At 66.8% G+C, this 25100-nt stretch carries 11 protein-coding genes; 6 read left to right on the top strand and 5 right to left on the bottom strand.

The annotated features are described in order from the left end of the window. Positions 1-227 precede the first annotated feature (227 nt). On the top strand, positions 228-2345 hold the full coding sequence (locus ACYOEI_RS22770; protein WP_462851884.1) for a beta strand repeat-containing protein: 2118 nt from the start codon (positions 228-230) through the stop codon (positions 2343-2345). A 207-nt stretch (positions 2346-2552) separates the two neighbouring features. Here ACYOEI_RS22770 and ACYOEI_RS22765 read toward each other — a convergent pair whose 3' ends face one another. From ACYOEI_RS22765 to ACYOEI_RS22750, 4 genes are all read right to left on the bottom strand, one after another. Then, positions 2553-10244: a beta strand repeat-containing protein gene (locus tag ACYOEI_RS22765; RefSeq protein ID WP_462851883.1), complete on the bottom strand. Its 7692-nt coding sequence runs from the start codon at positions 10242-10244 to the stop codon at positions 2553-2555. A 64-nt stretch (positions 10245-10308) separates the two neighbouring features. Then, the gene (locus tag ACYOEI_RS22760; RefSeq protein WP_462851882.1) at positions 10309-11448 is read right to left on the bottom strand and encodes a TIGR03032 family protein; all 1140 of its coding nucleotides are present in this window, start codon (positions 11446-11448) and stop codon (positions 10309-10311) included. 333 nt (positions 11449-11781) lie between these two features. Further along, complete coding sequence (locus tag ACYOEI_RS22755; protein ID WP_462851881.1) at positions 11782-14157, bottom strand: protein kinase domain-containing protein; 2376 nt, start codon at positions 14155-14157, stop codon at positions 11782-11784. A 61-nt stretch (positions 14158-14218) separates the two neighbouring features. Next, entirely contained in the window at positions 14219-14794 is a 576-nt protein-coding gene (locus ACYOEI_RS22750) for a sigma-70 family RNA polymerase sigma factor (RefSeq protein ID WP_462851880.1), read from the bottom strand. A gap of 331 nt (positions 14795-15125) precedes the next feature. Here ACYOEI_RS22750 and ACYOEI_RS22745 point away from each other — a divergent pair, with 331 nt between their 5' ends. The 5 genes from ACYOEI_RS22745 (at position 15126) to ACYOEI_RS22725 (ending at position 21441) form a co-directional block, all read left to right on the top strand. Further along, positions 15126-15692 carry a TetR/AcrR family transcriptional regulator gene (locus tag ACYOEI_RS22745; RefSeq protein WP_462851879.1) on the top strand — a complete coding sequence of 189 codons (567 nt, stop codon included), beginning with the start codon at positions 15126-15128 and terminating at the stop codon, positions 15690-15692. A 142-nt stretch (positions 15693-15834) separates the two neighbouring features. Then, positions 15835-16776, top strand: a complete 942-nt coding sequence (locus tag ACYOEI_RS22740) for an SDR family NAD(P)-dependent oxidoreductase (RefSeq protein WP_462851878.1) — start codon at positions 15835-15837, stop codon at positions 16774-16776. 344 nt (positions 16777-17120) lie between these two features. Next, on the top strand, positions 17121-19016 hold the full coding sequence (locus ACYOEI_RS22735) for a M28 family peptidase (protein WP_462851877.1): 1896 nt from the start codon (positions 17121-17123) through the stop codon (positions 19014-19016). 86 nt (positions 19017-19102) lie between these two features. Beyond that, positions 19103-20350 (top strand): hypothetical protein, encoded by a 1248-nt coding sequence (locus ACYOEI_RS22730; protein ID WP_462851876.1) that lies wholly within the window; start codon positions 19103-19105, stop codon positions 20348-20350. After that, a complete protein-coding gene (locus tag ACYOEI_RS22725) occupies positions 20347-21441 on the top strand; it encodes an ABC transporter ATP-binding protein (protein WP_462851875.1) in 1095 nt (364 codons plus the stop codon). The genes ACYOEI_RS22730 and ACYOEI_RS22725 overlap by 4 nt, the downstream gene beginning before the upstream one ends. A gap of 68 nt (positions 21442-21509) precedes the next feature. Here ACYOEI_RS22725 and ACYOEI_RS22720 read toward each other — a convergent pair whose 3' ends face one another. After that, positions 21510-24740, bottom strand: coding sequence for a beta strand repeat-containing protein (locus ACYOEI_RS22720; protein WP_462851874.1), 3231 nt, complete (start codon positions 24738-24740; stop codon positions 21510-21512). Between the last annotated feature and the right edge of the window lie 360 nt (positions 24741-25100).

The raw sequence follows: 25100 nt of genomic DNA, 5'->3' as shown, positions 1-25100 counted from the left end.
CCTGGGCGAACTCGCCTTGCAGCGACCAGGCAATTTGCGCATAACTATCCGACCTCACATCCACGACTTCTCGCGCAGACTTCACCTGACCCCTCTCTTCCGGACGATACGGAAACACGGAGTTTCCGCGCGCCTTTGGCGGCGAGCCCGGCGTCTCGCGTTGCCGCGACGGAAAGATTCGTTCGACGGCATTCGCCCATCCTCCTCAAGGACGAGAGGACGACCTCATGCTTCGCGCGTCATGGCAACGAATCGTCGAGCGCATGACGCGGACGTTCGCACAGAGCGGCCCGAAGGCCCGTCGTACGGCCCGGTCGAAGGCCCTCCGCATCGTCATGGAAGGGCTCGAGGATCGGCTCACCCCGTCGACCTTGTTGGTGACGAACAGCGTCGACAACCGAGGGGTTCCGGCGCCAGGTTCGTTGCGTGCCGCGATCCTTGATGCGAATCGGCCGGGGAATCAGAACGCGACGATCGTGATCTCCCCTTCGGTGACGAGCTCGGTCATCAACCTGACGGCCGGCGAGCTCCCGATCAAGGCGAGCATGACGGTCGAGAACGCCTCAGGACACCCGCTGACGATCCAGCAGACGACGGGAGGGGCGGGCGGGTCGGGCAACGGGCGGATCTTCCACGTCCCTTCGGTCTCGCGGGCGCCCGTCGTGAACATCGTCGGGGCCGACGCGGCGAACACCCTGACGCTCTCCGGGGGCTCGGTGCGAGGGAGCGGCGGCGCGATCCTCGTGAACAACTCGGGGACGAAGCTGACCCTCTCGCACGTCAACATCACGGGCAACTCCGCGCTCGCGAGCACGGCCTCGGGCAGCACCGGGGCCGGGGCCAACGGCGGCGGGATCTACTCGCTCGGGAGCGTGCGGCTCGCGGACAGTGTGGTGACCTCGAACCGGGCCTCGGGGGTCGGCGGTGGGATCCTGGCGATGGGGGGCGTGACCCTCGACAACACGGCCGTTGGGGGCAACCGGGCCCAGATCGGTGCCGGAGTCGTCTCGTCGTTCGGGAACGTCACGCTCGACGGCGGGAGTTCGGTGAGCGGGAACCAGGCCCTCAGCGGGTCGGTCGGCGGCATCGGCGTGAGCTCGGGGTCGGTCGTCGTCCAGAACGGCAGTCATGTCGACGCGAACACGGCCGGGACGATCGGCGGTATCCTCGTCGACAACGGCGCCGTGACCGTGACCGGCGGCAGCACGGTGAACGGGAACGTCGCCACCGGCGGGAAGGCCGCGAACCGGCGATCCTTCGGCGGCGGCGGGATCGTCAACGGCTTCGGCGACGTCACGGTGTCGGGTAGCCAGGTCAACAGCAACCGCGTCGCCGGCGTCAAGAGCGGCGGGATCACCGCGGTCCTCGGCAACGTGACGGTCAACAACGGCAGCCAGGTCAACAGCAACACCAGCGACGGCCCGGGCGGAGGCATCGCCGTCGACTACGGCGGGGCCGTCTCCGTGACCGGCGGGAGCCAGGTCAACGGGAACGTCGGTGCGGCGATCGGCGGGGGCGTCGTCAACTTCTCCAACGCGGGGAGCGTGACGATCGGGGGCGCCAGTCAGGTCGACAGCAACACACTGACGAACCGGCAGTCGCTCCAACAGGCGTTGGTCACCTACTCGCAAGTCAACGCCGCGAGCCGACCGCTCGTGAGGTTCGCCGCCGCGGTCGGGGGCCAGGGACGCACGTCGACCATCGGGGCACTCCGCCAGGTCTCCCGGACGGCCCAGCAGTCGATCCGGCTCGTCCCGAAGGCCACGAGGCAGCTCCCGAGGGCCATCAGCATCCTCCAAGCCGGCGGCGGCGTCGCGACGCTCCTGGGGTCGCCCACGACGATCAGCGGCGGCAGCCAGGTCGTCGGCAACCGTTCCGGCAAGATCGCGCCGAAAAGCCCTGCGAGTGCGATCGGGATCGCCGGCGGCATCTTCTCTCCCAACGGCCAGCTCACCGTCGACGGGAGCTTCGTCAACAACAACCGCAGCTCTGGGGCCGGTGGCGGGATCTGGAACGGCGGCGGGCTCTCGCTCGTCAACACCATGGTGAGCAGCAACGCCGTCGCCCCCAGCACGTCCGCCGGATTGTCGAACTCCACCAACGGCGGCGGGCTCTTCAACGCCCCCAAGGCCGGCGCCACCGTCGTGGGCAGCACCTTCCTCGCCAACCAGGCCTCCTACGGCGGCGGCATCGCCAACCAGGGGACCCTCTCCATCTCCAACAGCACCGTCGCCCAGAACAAGGCCGGGGTCCAGGGCGGCGGCATCGACAGCCGAGGCACGTTCTCTCAGAACAACGTCGTTTATCTGAATAACACACCCAACGACATCTACCCGACGCAGTAAACATCCCCAGCAGGGCCCTTCTCCATGGCTCGGGCCGGGGATCATCGCTCGAGTCGACGGCAGTCGCGACCAACTCCGCGAGGTCGAGGAGGCCGTCGTTCCGACCGACGGCCTCGCTCCGCGATTCCTTGTCGAGCCCAGGGGCTGGCATCGCGCCGGGACCATCGGAGGTCGCGGCGCGTTCGCTTGAGGCTTGCCTTCCTCCGATCAGTTCAGGAAGTCCGTCGACTTCCTGTTCGTGGTCGTCTTCGCATAATTATAGAAGAACCAGTTTCTCCCAGTGCCCGACTGCAGCGTGCTGGGATAGCTGGTATTGTACGTCACCTTGATCCGCTGCTTGACGGCGGTCGCGGCGTTGGTGCTCCAGTCGTGGAGCACCTGACGGAGCGAGTCGCCCGGCTGTGTCAGGGTGACCGATCCGTCGATCAGGATGTTATTGCCGTTGCCGAGCCTGACCGTGCGGTTGCCCAATCCGCCCACGACCAGATTGTTGCCGTTTCCGGCCTGGACCGTGTCGTTTCCATTGCCCGAGTCGACGACGTTCTCCCCGTTTCCAAGTCGGATGGTGTCGTTCCCATCCCCGGTGGTGACGGTATTGTTGCCGTCGCCGGCCTGGACGACGTCATTCCCGTTGCCGGTGGTGATGGTATTCGTACCAGTGCCGAGCTGGATGGTATTGTTGCCGTTCCCGCCATTGACGACATAGTCTCCGTTGCCGGCCTGGATGGTGTCGTTCCCACTGCCGGCCGTAACGCTGCCCGAGCCATTCCCGAGCTGGACCGTGTTATTGCCGTCCCCCGCGTCGATCACATCGTTACCGTTGCCGGCCTGGATGGTGTCGTTCCCGCTGCCGGTCGTCACACGGCTCGAGCCATTCCCGAGCTGGATGGTGTTGCTACCGTCACCTCCGTTGATCACCTGGTTACCATTGCCGACCCGCACGGTATCGTTACCGTTGCCAACGGTCACACTGCTGGAGCCATCGCCGAGTTGGACGGTGTTGCTACCGGCTCCGCCGTTGATCACGAAATTGCCGTTTCCGGCCTGGATGGTGTCGTTCCCGCTGCCGGCCGTCACGCCGCTCGAGCCATTGCCGAGCTGAACGACATTGTTGCCGTCCCCGGCGTTGATCGTCTGGTTACCGTTGCCGGCCCGCACGGTGTCGTTTCCGCTGCCGACCGTCACGCTGCTGGAACCATCGCCGAGTTGGACGGTGTTGTTGCCGCCCCCGCCGTTGATGGTGTCATCCCCGTTTCCGGCCTGGATGGTGTCGTTCCCGCTGCCGGTCGTCACGCTGCTGGAGCCGCTGCCGAGCTGAACGACATTGTTACCGTCACCGGTGTCGATCAGGTAATTGCCGTTTCCGGCCCGGATGGTGTCGTTCCCGCTGCCGGTCGTCACGCCGCTGGAGCCGCTGCCGAGCTGGACTGTGTTGTTGCCGTTGCCGAGGCTGACGGAATGGTTGCCGTCGCCGAGTTGGATGGTGTCGTTGCCGTTGCCCAAGACCACCGTCGTCGGCAGGCCCACCCCCGAACCGACCGTGAGCCTGTCGTTACCCTGATAGCCGTAGAAGACGATCGAGGCGAGCGTCTGGGTGAACGTCTTGGTGGTGTGGACTCCGTTCAAGGTTGCATCGACGCTCAGGCTGGAGCTCGAGCCCTGGCCAGTGCGCGAGACGGTCACGGTGTCCGACGTATTGGCCCCGACCAGGTAGAGCGTGCTCCCGTCGACGAAGACTCCCGCCCCCAGGACCGTCAGATTCAGCGAGGCGGTGCTGGCCTTGTGATTGCCGTCGGAACTGGCGTAGCTCGCCGAGATGGCGAGGTTGCTTGCGGTCGAGAACACGGTCGTCAGGCTCGCCACGAGCTGATTTCCCACGACCACGAGGGGCGCGGTGCCCAGCAAGGTGGAACCGTTCTTGAACGTCACGCTACCGCTCGGAGTGCCGCCACCGGGCGACACCGGCGCGACGATCGCCGTGAACGTCACGGACTGGCCGGGGACCGCCGAACTGGCCGAGGACGAGAGGATCGTCGTCGTGTCCGCGGGGTTAATCGCGACCTGCACGGCCCCCTCGCCCGCCTGGAAGTTACCCGTCGGCGTGTAGACCGCCCGGATCGAGTGGGTTCCCACCGCCAAACTGGCGGTGGTGAAGGTGTAGGTGGCTGTGCTCCCGCTCCCGGTGAGCAGGGAGCCGGTCCCGAGATCGGTCGAGCCATCGAAGAACTCGACCGTCCCGGTGGGCACACCGACTGCGGCGGACGTGTTCGTCACGGTCGCCGTGAAGGTCACCGACTGGCCGAACGCGGGGATCGAGACCGGGCCGGCCACCGCGACCGTGGTGGACGCGAGGACGGTCTGCGTCACCGTGTCGGAGCTCGGCGAGAACGCCCCGGTGGTCGGCAGGTAGGTGGCGACGATCGTGTGGCCCGCGATCGCCGTACTCATGGTGAACGGCAGGGCCGCCGTAAGATCGGTCCCCAGCGGGACGGTCCCGAGTAGCGTGCCAGCGGTCGAGTCGATGAACTCGACCGAGCCCTCGCCCGCGGGCGCCCCGGTCACGGTGGCCGTGTAGGTGACCGTCTGGCCGATCGACGCCGATGGCGCCGAGGATGTGATCTGGGTGACGGTCGCCCCGACCAACTGGGCCGACGTCCCGTCGCTGTTGTATTGAAGGTAGGTCGTCCCCCCCTCGTCGATCACCTTCCCGGTGCCCGTGACGTGGATGAAGGGCTGGTTCCCGAAGGTCCCCAGCACGTTCGACCCTCCCGGGGCAGGAGCGGCCAGGATCAACGTCCCTCCGCTGACCTCGATCACCGGGCGGGTCCCAAGTGGGCTGCCGATGATCATGTCGTGCTTGAGGATCAGCGTCCCCCCTTTGACGACGATCAAGGGCGAGTCGGTCGCCGTGACGAAGGCTGTGTCGGACCAGGTCACCGTCCCCTGCTCGACAACCAGCCCGGGCGACCACGAGGGGAGGGGCACCCCCGATGGGATGTAAGCCGCACCCACCTCGGCGCCGACGACGCCGCCGACCAGGACGGCGGCGACGATGACGGAAATGGTCGCAATCACCTGTGCGGACTCACCCCCATTGGGATTGGAGACGTCCAGGGCCGCGCCAATCCCCAAGGCCGAGAACCTCGGTGAGCTGGGCGCCGAGACGTTGACCTTGGCGTTCGGGCTGGTGGTGTGGATGACCTGGTCCGAGATGACTCCCGCCGACACGATGATGTTGACCGGGTTCGCCTGCTGCCACGTCGTGAGCGGGATGCCGTTGACGGCATCGATGGCGGCCTGAGTCTGAATTTGGCTCGTCACCTGGAGCGAGACGCTCTGGATCGTCGAGATCGCTTGGTTGAGGCTCGCGGTCGTGAGCGCGGCGACGACGACCGGCTGCGCCGAGGCCGAGGGGCCGCCGCTCCGGTGATGCTGGTCGACCACGGTCACGACCGGCGTGTACGAGCCCGCAACGGCATAGGCGTGCGTGACCTGCATCGAGGCCGGGCCCGTGAAGATCTGAACGTCAGTACCGTCGCCGTTCCAGTCGACGGTGTAGGTGAACGTGACGTCCTGGTCGCCGGGTGTGGAATCCGTGGCGGTGAGTGTGTAATTGCCGAGGACCTGGGCAATCCCCGTGGCCGGTGCGGAAATCGTCACGGTCGGCGGGGTGCCCTGGAACTGGAAGGCGCCGAGGTCGGGGGACAGGTCGAGCGAGAAACCACGCTGGTCGGTCGCAACTCCGAGCCCGACCCCCACGCCGATCGCCGGGCTGCCGGCGAGCAGGGCCATGGTCTGGGTCGGGCCGCCGTTCCATGCGAGCGGCCCGAGCTTCGGATCGCCCGCGATCGTGCCCGGGAGGACTCCGCTGCCGTCCCCGATCAGGTTGTGGCCGCCGGAGACCGGGCCGAACAGGTCACCCTTCGACCCGTTCAGGGCCACGATCGTGTTGGTCAGCGCCACCGAGCCGCTATTGTTGAGGATCCCGCCGGCGTTGAGGCCGGCCGAATTGCCCGCGATCGTGCTGCTGGAGATCGTCACCGTACCGCCGGCATTGAAGAGGCCGCCGCCAAAGGTAGCGAGGTTGCCCGCCAGGGTACTATTGACCAGCGTGAGCGTCCCGTGATTGGCGATGCCACCGCCGAAGCCACTGCCGTTGCCCGACACGGTGCTTCGGGTCAACGTCAGGATGGCACCCGTGTTGTTGTAGATAGCTCCGCCGGTGCTACCGGCCGAACTGCCCGTGATGCTGCAATCGGTCAGGTCCAGACTGCCCTGGTTGAGAACCGCCCCGCCGGTCGATGCACTACCTCGGGTGAGGGTCAGGCCGGAGAGAGTAACGTGACTGCCTTGGGCGATGGTGAGAATACGGGAGTCGGCGGCCAACTGTTCGTCGATCGTCAGCATGCGGGCCCCGGGGCCGACAATCGTCATGTCCGCCACGATCGTCGGCAGGGCGCCACCGGCCAGGGCAATCGTGCCCGTCAAGTCGGGAGCGAAAGTGATCGTGTCCCCGCCCGCCGGGTCGGAGTTGGCGAAGGCGATCGCCTCGCGGAGCGACGTGCCGGAACCGAGCGTGGGATCGACCCCGCCGTTGTCCTCATCGGCGAGGGTGGTGACGACGAGGGTGTTCAACCCGCTCTCGAACGCACCGATGTCGACCTGGCCGTTGGTCCTACGCGCGATGCCTCGCTGGTCTGTGGAGACTCCCGCGGGCAAGAGCGTCTTGTCGCCCGCGTTCAAGGCCGGATTCACGCCGCCTGAAGCGAGAGGCATGACCGTCTGGGTCGGCCCCCCGAAATTGCCCAGCGGTGAGACGAGGATGGATGTCCCAACCTTGTTTCCATTGACGCCATCGGCCAGTCCGCCGGCGGTGGCCGCGTCGTCGACCAGGTTGTTCCGCCCCGTGACCGTACCGTAGATGTCCTTGTTGGCGTTCTGGGCGACGAGGGTGTTGTTGAGGGTGACGGGTCCACCCCGGTTATAGATGCCGGCCCCGCTGCCGGAGGGGGCCGTGTTGAGCACCACGGTGGAGTTGGTCAGAGTCAGCGTACCGCCGTCGTTGTAGATCGCGCCGCCGCCGTCGGGAAAGGTGCCCGTGTTGCCGGCGAAGGTGGTGTTGGTGAGGGTTGCTGTCCCGACGTTGTACAGACCACCGCCGCCGAACGCGGTGTTGCCGGAGAACGTCGAGGCGGAGACGGTGAGCGTCGCCCCCGCGTCGTTGTAGATGCCGCCGCCGGCGAGGGCGAAACTGCCGACGATGGCGGAGCGTAAGACGGCCAGATTCCCCCGGTTGTTGATGGCCCCGCCGTCCTGCGCGCCGCCGCCGGAGAGCGTCACGTCGCTGATCGAGACGGTCGCGCCGGACGCGATGGAGAAGATCCCCTCGGCGGATCCGGCCGTCGCCGAGCCGTCGATCGTCAGCGCCCGGGCGCCCGGGCCGCCGATCGTCACGGATCCAGAGATGGTCGGGAGCGCACCGCTCAGGATTATCGTGCCGGCCAGGCCCGTCGCGAAGACGATCGTGTCGTGGCCGAATGGGTCGATGTTGTTGACGTAGTCGATCGCCGAGCGCAGGGAGAGGCCGGCCCCGGCTGTGTCCGCCAGCGTGGTGACGACGAGGGTCTGGTCGCCGCTCTCGAAGGCGCCGATGTCCGGCGTGCCATGCTTGGTCCTCGGGGCGCCCCGCTGGTCGGTGACCGTCCCCGAGGCGACATGTGTCGGGTCACCCGCGTCGATGGCCGAGCTGCCGGCGAGCAGGGCCATGGTCTGGGTCGGGCCACCGTTCCAGGTGAGCGGTCCGAGCTTCGGGGCCCCCTTGATCGTGTCCGGGAGGCTCCCACTTCCGTCGCCGATCAGGTTGTGGCCCCCGGCGATCGTCCCAGTGACGTCCCTGCCCGTGAGATTCGACGCCACGATGGTGTTCCACAAGATGACCGGCGCGGAGCCGAAGCTGCCGATGCCGGCCCCCATGTCGGCGGAGTTGCCGGCGACCGTGCAGTTCGTCAGCGTCATCGAGCGACCAGCGTTCAGGAGCCCACCACCGCCACCGCCATTGCCGCCGTAGCTCGCAACCGTATTGCCGGCGACTGTGGAGTTGGTCAGGGTCATCGCCCCGATGCCGTAATTCATGATTCCCGCGGCCCTGAGGTCGGCCGAGTTGCCCGAGACCGTGCAGCCGGTCAGCGACATGTTGCCGTAATTGGCGATACCGCCGCCGGTGAAGGCCGAGTTGCCCGAAACCGTGGAGTCGATCAGGCCCAGCGAGCCACCGACCTCGTTGCGAATGCCACCGCCGCCGAAATCGAAGTCGGTGGCGGTGTTCCCCGCGATGGTGGAGCGAGTCAGGGTCAGGCTGCCGCGATTGCGAATGCCGCCGCCGCTGGCTGCACGGCCGTGGGCCACCGTCAACCCGGAGATGGCGACATTGGCCCCCGCCGCGATCGAGAGAATTCCCGAGTTCCCGGCCCCCTGGCCATCAATGGTGAGCACGCCGGCGCCGGGACCGGCGATCGTCACGGTCGCGGTGATCGTCGGCAGTGCGAGGCCGGCCAGGGCGATCGTGCCGGTCAGGCCGGGCGCGAAGGTGATCGTGTCCCCGCCCGCCGGGTCGGAGTTGGCGAAGGCGATCGCCTCGCGGAGCGACGTGCCTGCACCGACGGCCGGGTTGGGTCCCCCGTTGTCCTCGTCGACGAGCGTCGTGACCACGATGGTGCTCGGCCCACGCTCGTAGGCGCCGATATCCACGGTACCGCCGCTGATCCGCGGAGCGCCCCGCTGGTCCGTGGCACCGGCCGGGATCACCACATTGGTGCCCGCATTGACGGCGGGGCTGGTGCTGAGAAGGGCCATGGTCTGGGTTGGCCCCCCGTAGTTCCCGAGCGCAGCGATCTGCGGCACGACGCCCACGAGGTTGCCATTCACCTGGTTCGTCAGACCGCCGGCGGTCGCGGCATCGTCAATCAGGTTGTTGTTGCCGGAGACCAAACCCGAGATGTCACCGCCCTGGCTGTAGGCCACGATGGAGTTGTCCATCGTCAACGAGGTAAACGGACTGTAGATACCGCCGGCGGTGGGTGCCCTGTTGCCCGTGATGGTGCAGTTGATCAGGAGGCTTCCCGCAACGTTCGAGTTCGCGAGATTGGCGATGCCGCCGCCGTTGAGACCGCTCGAGTTGTTGGTCAAAGTGCAGTTCGTCAGCGTCATGGCGCCGAGACTGGCGATGCCACCGCCGCGTGATAAAGAAGAGGTCGCCGAGTTGCCCGCGATGGTGACGCGGGTCATCGTCAGTATGCCGGTGTAGACGTTGAAGATGCCGGCGCCGCCGTCCGTGGCCGAGTTGTTGGATACGGTGCAGTCGGTCAGCGACATCGTGCCGCCGTTGAGAATGCCCCCACCGTGTTGATTAGCCGAGGTGACCGAGTTCCCCGTGATGGTGCATCCGATCAGGTCCAACGTTGCCGAATTGGAGATGCCGCCACCGCCCTGGGTGGTACTCATCCCCTTGGTGATCGTCAGGCCGGACAGGGTGGATGCGGTTGATCCGAACACGAAGAAGACCTGCGAGGCCGAGTTGCCGCTGACCGTCAGCTCCCCGGCTCCAGGCCCCTGGATGTTCACGCCGTCTGAAATCTGCAAGGGACCGGACGTCAGCGTGATCGTCCGAGGGCCGCCGTTGAACAGCGTGGCGTCGAATGCGATCGAGTCTCCGCCGGGATTGGAATTCGCCTGGACGATGGCGTCGCGGAGCGACCCGCTCCCGCTGTCTTGGAGGTTGGTCACGACGAACGACGTGAGGAGCGTACGGTCCTCCAGCACCGTCAGGGTCGGCCGGAGTCGGCGGCGGGCGAGTGCTCGTGAGCGTGCGATCCTCGAGGGCTGTTTCGTGCGGACGGCCATGGGTGGGAGGGCTCCGGATGGGGGATGAGAGAGTCGTACCTTGATGACAACCTCGAGCGTCGGCTCAGGCCGGCCTCGCCCGCACCGATTCCGCGACGTCGGGCAACGACCGCGTCGGGACGACGAACGAACTGGCCAGGACGGCCTCGTCGTCGTTGATGAGCTCGGGGAAGCGGCGAGGGAGGACCGTCACGGCGAAGATCTCCTGGACCGCATCCTCGAATCGGAGCAGGGCGACGACCTGTCCGGTGGAGACGTCGACGACGGCGACCCCGCAGGTCCGCTCATGCTCCGCCAGCCGCTCGGTGATCGGGATGCCGCTGAAGACGGCACTCTCGCGCACCTGCGAGAGGCCCACGAAGGCGAAGCGGCCGGCGAAGTCGAGCCCCCGGGTGAACCCGGGCACCGAGGCGACGGCGTCGTACCTCCCGGCGGCGAGGTCGACGACGCCGAGCGTCCCGGCGCCCGACTCGCAGGCCCAGGTCCGCCCGGCATGGAGCCGGGGCGAGTGCGGCATCGACAGTCCCCGCACGACGACCTCTCCGGACGGGACGTCGATCATGACGCCGCCGCGGGCCTTGTTCGCCCGCCAGCCGGCCTGCTCGTCCGAGTGGCCCAGGGCCGTGACGAACCGGGGTGTTCCCTCCTCCATCGCCAGGCCGTTCAAATGGCAGCGATCCGACGGCTCAAGCTCCGAGACGAACGGCGGCCGCCACCTCGGTGTGAAGCTGGCATCGGGGTCGATCGTCGACAGGCAGGAGAAGCGGGTGTTCACGAACCAGAGCCCATTCCCCAGCCCGTAGGCCATCTCATGAATCGCGACGTCGCCGGTGACGTGGCTGGAGCGGGGCAGGAAGCAAGCGTCGTGGGTGCCCGCGGGTTCAACCCCGGCGGCAACCTCGGGCACGTCGCGGAATTCCCAGACCTGGAGCTTCGTGCCGACGGCCAGGCGGTCGGCCCACGGGCTCAGGGCCAGGCCCATCGGCGCCGGGAAGTTCCGGAAGTGGGTGTTCAGCCGCCCGTCCTGCTCGCGAACGACGACGAGCTTGCCGGCCTGATAGGTCGTGACCAGGAGCGAAACTCCGAGGGCTCGGAGTAGCTCGGGGAAGCCATCGGTGTGGCCGGCCCGCAGCGGTTCGAGATCTGCGGGCGCAGGCTGGCCGAGGCCCGGCGCAATGCCGGGGCTACAGGGTAGCGACGTCATGTTGCTGTCTCACAGAGCCTCATCGCCCGTAAACGCGGAGGAGCGGCCTCATCCGGTTCCCTGGGCCATCGGACGCCACTCGACAGTGCGTGGAAAACGATCGCCCCCCCTCACGGGTCCGGCGGATTTTCGTCATCGGGTGTTGATGTCGTCCCGATGACCCGGCGATAAGCCTGCCGGTGCGCAAGAAACGGACGGTCCCCCAGGGGGTCGGCCGCGAATATCGACGGTCTCCGCGTGTCTCCGCCGAGAACGGTCGTCCTCATCGCCAGGCTCGAGATGGAAACGCGCGACCCGCCGTCCGTAGCCTCGCGCAAGCCGACCCCTCCCCCGCTACCGGGAGCCGGACGACTCGCCGGCGACCGATTTCCAGAACTCGGCGGCCGGCTTGTCGTTGATGATTTCCAGCCCCGGGAACGAACGCACCAGCGACTCGCGATCGGGCCGGTACGTGAGCCGAAATCCCTTCAGCGGCATCTTCCGGATCGGGGTCAGGTCGAGGGCGCGGGTTCTCTCGATGCTGAGATTGTTCAAGCTCAGCCCCTGGATCGGCGTCAGGTCGGAGAATGGCATGTCGTCCAAGATCAACTGCTGGAGCGTTGTTCGAGCGGAGAGTGGGGCGAGGTCCGAAATCGGCAACATTCCTAAGTTCAAATACTTGAGCGGCATCCCGTCGAGCGGGCCCAGGTCCGTGATTCCGTTCGAGCCGAACAGATCCAGCCACTGGAGGGGCATCCCGCGCAGCGGGTTCAGGTCCGTGACCCGGGTGCACTGCAGCATAAGCGTATGCAGCTTCATGCCCTTGAGGGAGGACAGGTCGGTGATCCGAGTCTCTCCGCAAATCAGGGCCGTCAGAGGCATGCCCCGGAGGGGTTCGAGGTCGGACACCGGGTTGCCGGAACACCTCAGGTACTCCAGTCGCAGCCCCCGCAGCGGTGTCAGGTCGCTGAGCTTTCCCTTAAGAGGAAAGGTGCCCTCGAGCTCGAGGTTGCGGATCACCCGGAGTGCCCGCACCGGCGAGATGTCGTCCACCTCGTCCGTCGACAATTGCAGCCCATCCACCTTGCCATAGGCAAGAGTGGTGCGGACTTTGCCGTCGAAGCGGGGATTTAACTCCTGGAGCCGTCGCACCACGGCCTCGGCTTGCTCCGTGGGCGGCAGGGAGGCGACGGTCTGTTCCCAGTTTCCGGGGTCGATCGATGAACCGGACTCCTTGGTGATTCGAACGACCCTCCGCCCGTCGCGGGCCACCGTGACCAGCTCTCGCTGCACGACCTTCCCACCCTTGCTGGCCCGGACGTGGTACGCGCCCGGCTTCAAGCGGATTTCCCGAGGGCCCGTCCCGGTGATGATCAGGTCGGTGCCGTCGATCGCGACGCTGACGGCGGGGTCGTCGACTTCCACGACCAGCGTGCCGTCGGGAAAGAACAAGCGAACGACCGTGCTACGGACGTTGGTGACCCCGATGGCCTCGCTCGCCCCCAACCCCGCGGCCAGCAGCACGGCCGCGGCGATCGCGGCGATGGCACGCAGCCGGTGAAGTGACTTCGCCGGCTCCCGCACTTCGCTCGCCAGTTCCGAGGGAGGTCCGAGTTGGGGCTGCGGCCACTCGGCGAGGCACCGGTTCAACTGCTCGGCCGCCTCGGCCGCCGACTGGACTCGACCGGCCGGGTCCTTGGCGTGCAATCCGGCGATAAGGGATTCCAGTCGGACCGGTAAGGTGGGATCGACCTCGCGGAGCGGACGGGGATGGTCGTCGCAAACCCGTTTGAGGACCGCGATCGTGCTGGTCGCCCGGAACGGGGCATATCCCGTGCAGAGGGCATAGAGCACGCTCGCGAGGCTGAACAGGTCGCTGCGGTGGTCGACGTGTTCGCCGTTGGCCTGCTCGGGTGACATGTACAACGGCGTACCGGCGATGAATCCCGACAGCGTCAAGCTGGGGTCATTCACGGTCTGGGCCAGGCCAAAGTCGGAGATCTTGACCCGATCGACACCGTTCTCCAGCAGGATGTTTGAGGGCTTGATGTCGCGGTGGACCAGCCCTTGACGATGGGCAGCGACCAGCCCTTCGGCGACCTGCACGCCGATACGAAGGACATCCCGCACCGGCAGGGCCCCCTCACGATCGAGCCTTTGCTGGAGCGTGCAGCCGTCGACGAACGGCATCACCAGGTAGGGGAGCAGGCCGTCGTCCTCGACGGTGTGGATGGCGATCACGTTATCATGGTTGATGGCGGCTGCGGCTCGGGCCTCGCGCACGAAGCGCAGGCGGGACGAGTTGTGGACCGCCAGGGCCGGGGCCAGCGCCTTGATCGCAACGTGGCGGTGCAGCTTCTCGTCGAAGGCCCGCAGCACGATCCCCATGCCTCCCCGGCCGACGACTTCCAGGACCTCGTAATGCCCTAGCCGGCCGAGGGAATCGGGCCTCGACGAGGGGGTTAGAAAGCCGAGCGAAAGGTCGTCTCCCGGCGTCGATTCCTGGCCGAGCGGCTCGGCCGACGGGGCGAACGCGGCCATGTCCGCCGCCGCGATCGGCCGTTCGAGGAAACGTCCGGCACGCAGGTGGGCGGCGAGGAGGCGTTCGCAGCGGCGACGTAGTGCCTCGTCTTCCCCGCAAACATCGACCAAGTACGCGGCGCGTTCCTCGGGCGTGGGTTTCGCCAGGGCGGCCTGAAAGATCTGGTCCTTGGAAGGTCGCTCGGTCATACCTGGGCTCCGGGGCAGAGTCTCCGCCGGAATACAGTGCGCGGGAGACGGCCAAGTCCCCTCACGGGTCGGTCGAGATTCCCTCGCTTCCCTCGAGCTCGCTGTACAGCCAGGCTTTTGCGTAGCTCCACCAGCGTTCGGCCGTGGCCACCGAAATCTCGAGGATCGCGGCGGCCTCGCGGGTCGACAGTCCGGCGAAGAATCGGAGTTGGACCAGCTCCGCCTTGGCCGGCTCCTCGGCCGCGAGCCGGGTCAGGGCGTCGTCCAGGTCGAGCATGTCCTGCGGCGACTCCTCAAGGCGGTGGAATTCCTCGAGCGGTATCCGGTGCTTCCCGTCGCCGCGCTTCGAGGCCTGCTTTCGCCGTGCGTTCTCGACCAGGATGCGCCGCATGGCCAGCGCGGCCGCGCCGAAGAAATGCCCCCGGCCGTTCCACTGCATCTCCCCTTCCTCACCGGTCAGCCGCAGGTACGCCTCGTGGACCAGGGCCGTCGGTTGGAGTGTCTGGCCGGCGCGTTCACGCGTCAACTGCCGAGACGCGAGCTTGCGGAGCTCGTCGTAGACCAGGGGCAAGAGCTCCTCCGCCGACATCGGAGTATCGTTCTGGACGGCCCTGAGGATGCGCGTGACGTCGTTCATCGACCCGGTCCAGATCGCTCTGAGCCTGCGACTTCGCGGAATCCGCGATCGTTCCGGCGTGCGTTTCCTGCAGCGTTCACTCGATTATTTCCGGAGTCCCGCAAACACAATCGAGTCGAGGGGGACGTCGGTGTTCGTCTGTGTTGTTTTGTGTCATCTGCAATCACAGTCTTTGTCTTCCAATGCGATCTGCGAATCCCGCTCGCTCGTGGAAGACACACCGTAGTATCCATGCTCAATCGTCGCCGTGCCACCTCCCGATCGGGAATTCCCCAACGCGATTGCCGGAACTTTTAGTTGACTGTCCACTCACTCTTTGTATGATTCTGGCATGGCCAGGCCAAGGGACGAGGACAAGCGGAACGCCATCATGGCGGCGGCGACTCGCGTGATCGTGACGCGAGGGCTGAGCGCACCGACGGCGGTGATCGCCCAGGAGGCCGGCGTCGCGAACGGATCGCTGTTCACCTACTTCGAGACCAAGGCCGACCTGTTCAACCAGCTCTATCTCGAGCTGAAGGCCGGGATGGCCTCGGCCGCCCTCGAGGGGTTGCCGGCGAAGGCCGGGCTTCGCGAGCAGCTTTTCCACATCTGGTCGAATTGGATGCGGTGGGCAACGGCTCATCCCGAGAAGCGACGAGCCCTCGCGCAGCTCGCCGTCTCCGACGAGATCTCGCCCGAAAGCCGCGCCGAGGGGCACCAGTCCATGGCAGCCATCGGCGCGTTGCTGGAACGGATCCGCGCCAAGGGCTCGATGCAGAACACCCCGATGGCCTTCGTCGTCGCGATCATGAACTCCGTCGCCGACGCCACGATGGACTTCATGATCCAGGATCCCGCCCACGCCGACGAGCACACCAAGGTCGGGTTCGACGCCCTCTGGCGCATGTTGGCATGAGGCTCCGATTGCGCGATCGGCGGTGAGTGGAAACTCGGTGCCAGGCGCTCCGTTCCATGACCAGATTCCCAGCAGGGGCCACGAGTCTTCAACGTTCCAAACACAAAATGACTGGCCAGTCAGTCATTAAAGGAGGTCGATCATGTCGAAGATTCGTTCCGCGAGCAATGCCACGGATCGCAAGGCCTACATCATCACCGGCCCGACTTCCGGTATTGGTCGCTGCGCGGCATTCGAGTTGGCCAAGCACGGCACGGTCGTCCTGGTGGGCCGCGACCGCGGAAGGCTCGACGAGGTGCAAAAGACCATCGAGCGAAAGGGCGGACATGCGGCATCGGTCGTGTGCGACCTGTCCGATCTCTCGAGCGTGCGCCGTGCGGCCGCGGAGATCGTCGCGCTCGATCTTCCGATCGCCGGGCTGCTCAACAACGCGGGTATCATGGCGATGCGCGCCTCGAGGAACGCACAAGGCTGGGACATGACGTTCGCCACGAACCACCTCGGCCCGTTCGCGCTGACCGAGGCGCTCGTGCCGCATCTCCCCGACGGGGCGAACGTCGTCTTCGTCGCGTCTGCCGTGGAAGATCCCGAGCGCAAGCCCGCCAAGGCCGTGGGCTTTCGCGGTTCTCGCTATCTATCCGCGGAGGCGAGCGCACATGGCGAGTGGAAACCCGGCGGCTCCAAAATCCCGGGCGCGGACGCTTACGCCACCTCGAAGCAGTGCAACCTCGCCACGGCGCTGGCGTTCGCCCGAGAGACGCCTCGGCTGCACTTCAACGCGGTCGAGCCGGGCGTCACTCCGGCCACGAGCCTCGGACGCGATGCCAACGCCCTCGTACGTCTCCTCTCGAAAACGCTCGTTCCGGTGCTTGTACCGCTGCTCATGCCTTTCATGACGTATTTGAGCACCCCGAAGCGAGCCGGAAGGGTGATCTCCAAGGTCCTGCTCAATCCCTCGGGTGAGACCGGCATCTACTACGACGAAGGCGGCCGGCCGATGCTCGGCTCCACGCTCGTGCGTGACCCGAAGTTTGCCGAGCGTGTCGTTGCCGAAACTCGCGCCCTGCTGGCGAATGCCCGGTGATCGATCCTGTCCTTGCGGCCAGCGACCTCGGTCCTCTTTCCGAGGAGCACTTGGGCAGCACGGATCGATGGGGGTCGAGGCCGTTTTCGTCGGGCGGAAGCGGCGATTGCGAAAGGATGCCACGCTTGACGCCAGGGGGTCGAGCCTTGAGAATCGAGTCCGATTCCGGCGTCTCTTGGCGAGGGGCGAGTGCCCCGTTGGTCCCGCCTCGATGCGACGTCGGGGGGCGTGATGTCCCAGACAACCGGGTGGGCCACACGATCGCCTCGCGCCGGCGAGCCCTCGAGGATCGGACGGGCAGGCGTTGAGGTATCCGGGTTTCCCCTTCTGAGGATTGATTCAACATGGATTCACGCGTTCGACTTCGAGGGCTGTTCGCGGCCCTGGCGGGTTCGGGGCTGGTGCTGGCCGGGATCGGACGCGTGGGGCTCGGGGAGGAGCACGTCGCGAACCCGGCGGAGCTCCGGATCAAGGCCGACCTCTCCTACCTGGCGGACGACGCGAGGGAAGGGCGAGCCCCAGGCACGGCGGGAATCGAGGCGGCGGCCGACTACATCGCGTCGGCGTTCAAAGACGCGGGGCTGAAGCACGCGCAAGGGGCGGACAGTTATTTTCAATCGTTCGGCCTGGGCGGAAACCCGACCTTGGGCCAGTCGCCGGAGCTCTCGTTGACCGGGCCGGGGGACAAGGTCCTGAGCGCCGACCCCAAGGCCGACTTCATGCCGATGGCGATCGGCACGGGGGGGACGCTCGACGGGCTGCCGCTGGTGTTCGCCGGGTACGGGATCACGGCCAAGGACCCGGCGAAGTCGCTCGACTACGACGACTACGCGGGGATCGACGTCAAGGGGAAGGTCGTGCTGATCCTGCGCCGGGAACCCCGGCAGGACCAGGACGACAGCCCGTTCGACGGGAAGCGGAACTCCGACTTCGCGACCTTCCGGCACAAGGCAACGAACGCGTTCCAGCACGGCGCGGCCGCGGTCCTGTTCGCCAACGACCACTTCGGGCTCAAGGGGGTGAACGACCAACTGCTCAAGTTCGGCGACGCCGGGGTCGAGCTGAACTCGACGCTCCCGTTCATCGCCGTGACGCGAGCCTTTGCCGACAAACTCCTCGCCGACGCCGGGCAACCGACGCTCGAGGCCCTCGAAACCCAAATCGATTCCGACCTCAAGCCGAGGTCCCGTGAGCTGTCGGGCTGGAAGGCGAAGCTCAAGGTCGAGATCGACCGGAAGGCGATCACGACCAAGAATGTCGTCGGGGTCCTGGAAGGGTCGGGCCCGCTCGCCGACGAGACGATCGTGGTCGGGGCCCACTACGACCACCTCGGCCACGGCGGGCTCTTCTCGGGCTCGCTCGCGATCCTGTCGAAGGACATCCACAACGGGGCCGACGACAACGCCTCGGGCACGTCGATGCTCCTCGAGATGGCCCGGAGGCTCGCCAGGAGGCCCGACCCCCTGCCCCGTCGCGTCGTCTTCATCGCCTTCTCGGGCGAGGAGCGCGGACTGCTAGGGTCGAAGCACTACGTCGACCACCCGCTCTACCCGCTGGCGTCGACGGTCATGATGATCAACTTCGACATGGTCGGCCGGCTCAGCGACAAGAGCGAGCTGACCCTCTACGGCACGGGGACCACCCCGGGGGCCGAGGAGTTGGTCGATGCGCTCGGGAAGTCGTCGGGCTTCACGATCAAGAAGATCGCCGACGGGATGGGCCCGAGCGACCAGCAGTCATTCTACATCAAAGGCATCCCCGTCTTGTTCGCCTTCACGGGCACGCACCGCGACTACCACCGGCCGAGCGACGACTCCGAGCGGATCAACTTCGCGGGGATGTCCCGGATCGCCGACTTCGCCGAGATCCTCCTGCTCGACCTGGCGCGTCGACCCCAGCGGCCCGAGTTCACCAAGGTCGTCCGCAAGGGGGGGAACCACGGCGGCGGCGACCCCGGCCGCGTCTCGATCTCGGCCTACCTCGGCTCGATCCCCGACTATGACGAGGGGACCCAGGGGGTCAAGCTCTCCGGCGTCCGCGAGGGGAGCCCCGCCGAAAAGGGGGGCCTCAAGGGGGGCGACATCATCGTCGGCTTCGGCGGCAAGCCGGTCGCGACCATCTACGACTACACCGAGAGCCTCGGGCGTTATAAGCCCGGCGACACCGTGGACGTCGTCGTCAAGCGGGACGGCAAGGAAACGACCCTGAAGGTCACGCTCGGCTCGAGGCCTTCGGAGTGAGAGCCCGACCTGAATCTCGGTTATCGATTTGTCCCGAAGCCCGTTTTCTCGGAAGAGGACGGGTTTCGGGATTGATTCCAAGAGGTTTGTTCATCCTCTTACCCGTGCTCTCCGGCTGCATCCCGTTCACAAGCGGAGGCGAGCCCCTGACGATCGCCACACCCTGGACGGAGCCGGAGCGCAAGGCGATCGAGACGGAGTTTGGGCAATGGCGGGCAAAGTCCGAGGGCCGCAAGCATCCCCTCGCATCGGACAGGATCGAGTGGGTCCCCCTGGCACCCGGCGACCTGGCCCGCGCGGCCCGGCAAAAGGCGAGCCCCAGGCTACTCCGGGGGAAGGTCGACGTCGTCCTCGGCGGCCCGGCCTCGTCCTACGCTCGGATGGCCCAAGAGGGCCTGCTCCAATCAATTTCCGAGCCCGAGATCCCGGCCTGGCGCATCGCCCGACGCTCGCCGATCGGGAAGGCCCTGGCTGCAAACCCAACGACGTCCGCCCCCAAGGCGTCCCCAATAGCACCCGCCCCTTTGACGTTCGACGACCCGAGGCATGACCCGATCGCGCTGGCCTGGGCGAAGGGCCGGCTCCACGAGAGGTCTTGGGCGGAGGGCTACGCGAAGCTCGTCCGCGAGGCCGGCGGCCCTCGGAGGATCGGCCGGCAAACGGGATCGGCGCTGGCGGCCGTGGAACGAGGAGAGGCCACCGCGACCCCGGTGCCCGCCGCGAGCGTCGAAGGGCGGCCCAAGGCGTTGTCGTTCGTCTCGGTCGCCGATTCTCCCGAGTGGGTCGAGGGGGTCGCCATCCTCCGGTCAGGGCCTCGCATCGACCTGTCAGGGGCGTTCCTCCGGTTCCTCGCCGAGCGAGGCCAGGCGGAGATCCCGTCGGCCAAGGAGTCGGGAGAAACCAACGCCGACGCCCTGCTGGCCGACCTGCTGGGGGCGACGCTGGTCGACGCCCAGGACGAGCTCTGGGAGGCGTGGACGGCCCTCGACCGGTCCGGACCTCGCGTGCGATTGGAGATGTGGATGACCGAAGCGCCTCCCTGGCCCCCCGCGTCGATCGCCAAGCTCATGGATCGCGACGAGTCGGGGGATCTGGTCCGGACGCTGGCGGACGAGCTCGCCCCCGATGCGGACGTGAGGAACTGGCTATTGCGGGGGTGGCTCGGGCCGGCGCGGATCATCGACGGTGCGTGGCTCGAAGACGCTTCGAAGGCCGCCGAGGGACGCCTGCTGCGCGAGCCCCGGTTCCGGGCCTGGCTCAAGGCCGAGTGGACGGCGTGGGCCCGTCAGCGTTATCGGCGGGTCGCGAGGCAGGCGAAGGGTTTGGCATCATGATCCGCGTGACCCTGGATGGGTTGGTGAAGCGACACGACCGGGTCGCGGTCGTCGACGGGGCCTCGCTCGAGCTCATGCCCCGCGAGCTCGTCTACGTGCTCGGCCCGTCGGGGTCGGGCAAGACGACGCTCGCACGCCTGGTCGCCGGCCTCGAGCCGCTCGACGCGGGCGAGATCTACTTCGATCAGCGGGTCGTCCACAACCTCGCCCCCCCGGCGCGTCGGGTGGGCCTGGTCTTCCAGGACGACGCCCTCTGGCCCCTCCTGACCGTCGCCGAGAACGTGGGATACGCGCTTCGAGTCCAGGGGCTGCCCCGAGCCGAACGTCGGGAACGGGTCTCCGAGGCGCTGGGGACTCTCCGGATCGACAGCCTGGCCGACAAACACCCCGACCAGCTCTCCGGCGTCCAGCGCCAGCGCGTCGCCCTGGCGAGGGCCCTGGTGGCCAAGCCGGATCTGCTGATCCTCGACGAGCCCCTGGGCCGGCTCGAGGCCCGCGTCCGCGACGAGTTCCGCGAGGAGATCCGTCGGGTCCATACCGAGGCCGAGGTCACGACCCTGGTCCTGAGCAACAACGCCTCCGAGGCGCTCGCGATGGCCGACCGCCTCGCGGTGATGGACCTCGGCCGGATCGTCCAGGTCGGGACGCCCCAGGAGGTCTACAACCGCCCCGTCGACGCCTTCGCCGCGCGATTCCTCGGCCCGACGAACCTATTCCAGGGGCACGTCGAGGCCGCCGACCCGCGCGGCGAGGTCGTGGTCCGCACCGCATTCGGCCGGATGATCGGCCAGTTCGCCGGGACGGCCGTCGCCCCGGGGACCCCGGTGACGGTCTCGATCCGTCCCGAGGCCATCTCGCTCGGCCCGACCGTCCCGCCGGACTCGAATCGATTCCCGGCGACCATCGAGCGACTGGTCTTCCTCGGCACCTGCCGGCAGGTCCACCTCCGAGGTCCTGGCGACTGGCCCGTCATCGCCCTGGCGCTCCAGAGCCAGTCCCAGGGGCTCCGCGAGGGGCAAAGCCTGACGATCTCGGTCGCCCCCGAGTTCGTCGTCGTGCTCGTCGGCAAGTACGCCGTCCCGAAGCCATGACAATGGGGCCGCCGGCTTGCCGACGGCCCCCCACGTCAAATCCTCGAGACGACGGACAGGCCAGGGCCTCACGCGGTCGTGGCCGTGATCGCCGACGAGATCGACATGATCTGCGACTGCGCCGTCACCTTGATCAGGTAGGCCACCCCCGGCTTGTTCAGGGTGAGGTTCGTAAAGATCGCCACGCCTTTGACGGCCTTCACGCTCAACGTCCCACTCAGCATCCCGTGGCCGGGATTCTCCGCAAGACCAATCGTCACGATCCCCGAATAGTTCGGGTCGATGAATCCGCCCGCATCCTTGGCCGACACGGTCAGCGAGAAGGCCACCCCGATCTTGACCGTGCTCGGCGGCTGAGTCGTGAAGGCCAACCGGTCCGAGGGCAGCACCATATCGATCGCCGTCGACGTCGCCGACGTCAGGCCCGGCGCCGTCGCCTTGATCAGATAGCTGTCCCCCAGCTTGTTCAGGGAGAGGTTGCCAAAGTTCGCCACGCCGTGCACCGCTTGAACGGTCAAAGTCCCGCCCAGCATCCCGTTGCCGGGGTTCGCCGCAAGGCTTAGCGTGACGGGGCCCGAGTAGGTCAAGTCCACCTTCCCATTCGCATCCAGCGCCGTCACAGCCAGCCCGAAGCCCCCATAGACGACATTCGGCTGGTACGTGAACACGAGTTGCGTCGCGACCGACGTCACCGTGATGGCCGACGACATCGCCGACGCCAGGCCCGACGCCGTCGCCTGGATCAAATATCCCCCCGCCACCTTGTTCAACGACAACCCCGTGAACGTCGCCACGCCGTTCACGGCCTGCACCGTCAACGTCCCGCTCAGCGTCCCGTTGCCAGGGTTCGTCGCCAGGGCCAACGTCACCAGTCCCGAATAGTTCGGGACCAGATTCCCATTGGCGTCCTTCACGGTGACGGTCATCGAGAAGCCCGTCGTCGCCACCACGCTGCTCGGCGGCTGCGTGGTGATCGCCAGGTAGGGCGCGGCGGGGGTCACCGTGATCACCGCCGACGTCGCCGGGAACACGGGGTCGGTCGTATCCACGCGGATCGTGTAGCCGGATCCCGGCTTGTTCAACGTCAGGCCCGTGAACGTCGCGATCCCGTTCACCGCCTGGACCGTCAACGTCCCGCCGAGCACACCTCCGCCGGGGTTCTCCAGGAGGCTCACCCTCACGAGGCCCGAATAGTTCGGGTCGAAGGCCCCGTTCGCGTCATACGCCTTCGCCGTCAGCGAGAAGTCCACGCCCGGCTTCACGCTGCTCGGCGGTTGCGCGGTGATCGCCAACTGGGGCGCGGCCGTCAACGCGTTGATTGCCGACGATGTCGCCGACGTCAGGCCGGGTACCGAGGCCGTGATCAAGTAACCCGACGCTGGCTTGTTCAACGTCAAGTCCCCGAACGCCGCCACGCCATTCACGGCCCGGGACGTCAGCGTCCCGCCCAGCATCCCGTTTCCGGGATTCGCGGCGAGGCTGATGGTCACCAGGCCCACGTAGTTCGGATCCGGATTTCCATGGACGTCCTTCGCCGTGACCGTCAGTGAGAAACTCGTCCCCGTCTTCACATAAGTCGGCGGCTGGGCCGTGATCGCCAACTGGGTCGAGGTCGTCAGCACCGTGAACGGCGTCGAAGACACCGTGGGGAGGCCGCCCCCGAACACCATGATCGTCAAACCGACCCCGGGCCTGGTCACCGCCAATCCCGTGAATGTCGCAACTCCATTCACCGCCATAACCCTCACCGTCCCATCGAACGTAAGACCCACCGCCGGCTGGTACAACTGCGCATTGCCGGGGTTTGCCGACAGCCTCGCCGCCACCAGACCGGAGAAGTTCGGGTCGATGTTCCCATTCGCGTCCAACGCCATCGCGACCAGCGTGAAGAGGTCCTCCTTCTGCGTCAGGCTGCTCGGCGGCTGCGTCGTGATCGCGAGATGCGTCGCGGCGGTGAGCACAGAGATGACCACGTCCTTCGGGGGCAGGCCCGTCGTCATCGCCTGGATCGAGTATTTTCCCGCCTTATTCAACGTCAGGCCCGTGAACGTCGCCACGCCGTTCACCAACTGGGCCGTCAACGTCCCGCCCAAAGTCCCATTGCTCGGATTCTTGGACAGGCTTAACGTCACCGTGCCCGAGTAGTTCGGGTCGAGGTTCCCATTCGCGTCCAACGCCTTCACCGTCACCGAGAAGGGGACCATCGTCCTCAAACTCGTCCCGGTGTTAGAACCATCCCACGAGGCCGTTGCAGCCAACTGGATCGCGGCGGGTTTCACCGTCAACGCCGACGACGTGGCGGCCGTCAACCCCGACGCCGTGGCCTTCAGCTGGTAGCCGGAGGCCGCCTTGTCCAGGGTTACGTAGAACGTCGCCACACCATTCACCGCCTGCACCGTCAACGTCCCGCCCAAGGTCGCGTTACCGGGGTTCGCCGCCAGGCTCAGCGTGACGGAGCCGGAGTAGTTCGAGTCCAGATTTCCCTTGGCATCCGTCGCCTTGACGGTGACCAGGAACCGCTGCAACGCCCTCGGACTGGTCGATGGGACCGTGATCGCCAACTGCGTCGCGGGGGCAGGGATCACCGCGATCGCCGACGACGTCGCGACCGTCAGGCCCGACGCCGACGCTTTGATCAAGTATCCCGACGCCGGCTTGTTCAACGTCAAGCCCGTGAACGTCGCCACGCCGTGGACGGCCTGGGCCGTCAGCGTCCCACCCAGCATCCCATTACCGGGATTCGCCGCAAGGCTCAGGGTCACCAGGCCCGCGTAGTTCGGGTCCAGGTTTCCATTGGCGTCCTTGGCCGTGACCGTCAGCGAGAAGCCCACCGCCGTCGTCACACTCGTCGGCTGAGACGTGATCGCCAACTGGGTCGCGGCGGGGGTCACCGTAATCGCCGTCGACGTCGCCGACGACAGTCCCGACGCTGTCGCCTTGATCAAATATCCCGACGCCGACTTGTTCAACGAAAGACCTGTGAACGTCGCCACGCCGTGGACGGCCTGGGCCGTCAGCGTCCCGCCCAGCATCCCATTGCCGGGATTCGCCGCCAGGCTGAGCGTGATGTGGCCGGAGTAGTTGGTGTCGACGCTCCCGTTCGCGCCCTTGGCGGTGACGGTCAACGAGAACCCGGTCGCCGACTTCACGCTGCTCGGCGGTTGCGTCGTGATCGCCAACTGCGTCGCGGCCGTGGTGGCCAGCGACTTGGAGTGGACCGTCGTGACGGCCGCGGAGGTGTTCCCCGCTCCGAAATTGGTCGAGATCGCCGCCTGCTCCACACTCGTCAGCGCGGCCATCCCTGACGCGAGGGGCCCCGTGTGGTCATTGGTAGCGCCGATCGGGATTGCGCCCGACAGCACGACCCGAGATTCGAGTGTTTCGAATTCACCCGAAAACGACCGGGGGCGGCGGGACGATCCTCGCGAATTCTGTTGCGGGCGCATGGCTCGGGTCTCTCGCATCGAGGGGGCAATCTCTATGGGCTCACGACTCGGAAGGGAGCGAGCTTCGAGCCACCGCTCCTCCGAATTCGATCGGATATTCTACCGAGCCACTACATTTTCTCACCACAAGAATTGTGACAAAAATCAAAACTTTCCGATCCAACTCCTTCGATTTGTGTGCTTACCCCTTCATTTCCACTACAATATTTATCT

Source organism: Singulisphaera rosea, from assembly GCF_054877945.1.
This window is presented reverse-complemented; position numbering and strand designations above follow the sequence as displayed.

What these genes read in the sequence shown, in the direction of transcription:
- ACYOEI_RS22770 (WP_462851884.1), top strand. Translation starts at nt 228, where the DNA reads ATGCTTCGCGCGTCATGGCAACGAATCGTCGAGCGCATGACGCGGACG.
- ACYOEI_RS22765 (WP_462851883.1), bottom strand. Translation starts at nt 10,244, where the DNA reads ATGGCCGTCCGCACGAAACAGCCCTCGAGGATCGCACGCTCACGAGCA.
- ACYOEI_RS22760 (WP_462851882.1), bottom strand. Translation starts at nt 11,448, where the DNA reads ATGACGTCGCTACCCTGTAGCCCCGGCATTGCGCCGGGCCTCGGCCAG.
- ACYOEI_RS22755 (WP_462851881.1), bottom strand. Translation starts at nt 14,157, where the DNA reads ATGACCGAGCGACCTTCCAAGGACCAGATCTTTCAGGCCGCCCTGGCG.
- ACYOEI_RS22750 (WP_462851880.1), bottom strand. Translation starts at nt 14,794, where the DNA reads ATGAACGACGTCACGCGCATCCTCAGGGCCGTCCAGAACGATACTCCG.
- ACYOEI_RS22745 (WP_462851879.1), top strand. Translation starts at nt 15,126, where the DNA reads ATGGCCAGGCCAAGGGACGAGGACAAGCGGAACGCCATCATGGCGGCG.
- ACYOEI_RS22740 (WP_462851878.1), top strand. Translation starts at nt 15,835, where the DNA reads ATGTCGAAGATTCGTTCCGCGAGCAATGCCACGGATCGCAAGGCCTAC.
- ACYOEI_RS22735 (WP_462851877.1), top strand. Translation starts at nt 17,121, where the DNA reads ATGGATTCACGCGTTCGACTTCGAGGGCTGTTCGCGGCCCTGGCGGGT.
- ACYOEI_RS22725 (WP_462851875.1), top strand. Translation starts at nt 20,347, where the DNA reads ATGATCCGCGTGACCCTGGATGGGTTGGTGAAGCGACACGACCGGGTC.
- ACYOEI_RS22720 (WP_462851874.1), bottom strand. Translation starts at nt 24,740, where the DNA reads ATGGCCGCGCTGACGAGTGTGGAGCAGGCGGCGATCTCGACCAATTTC.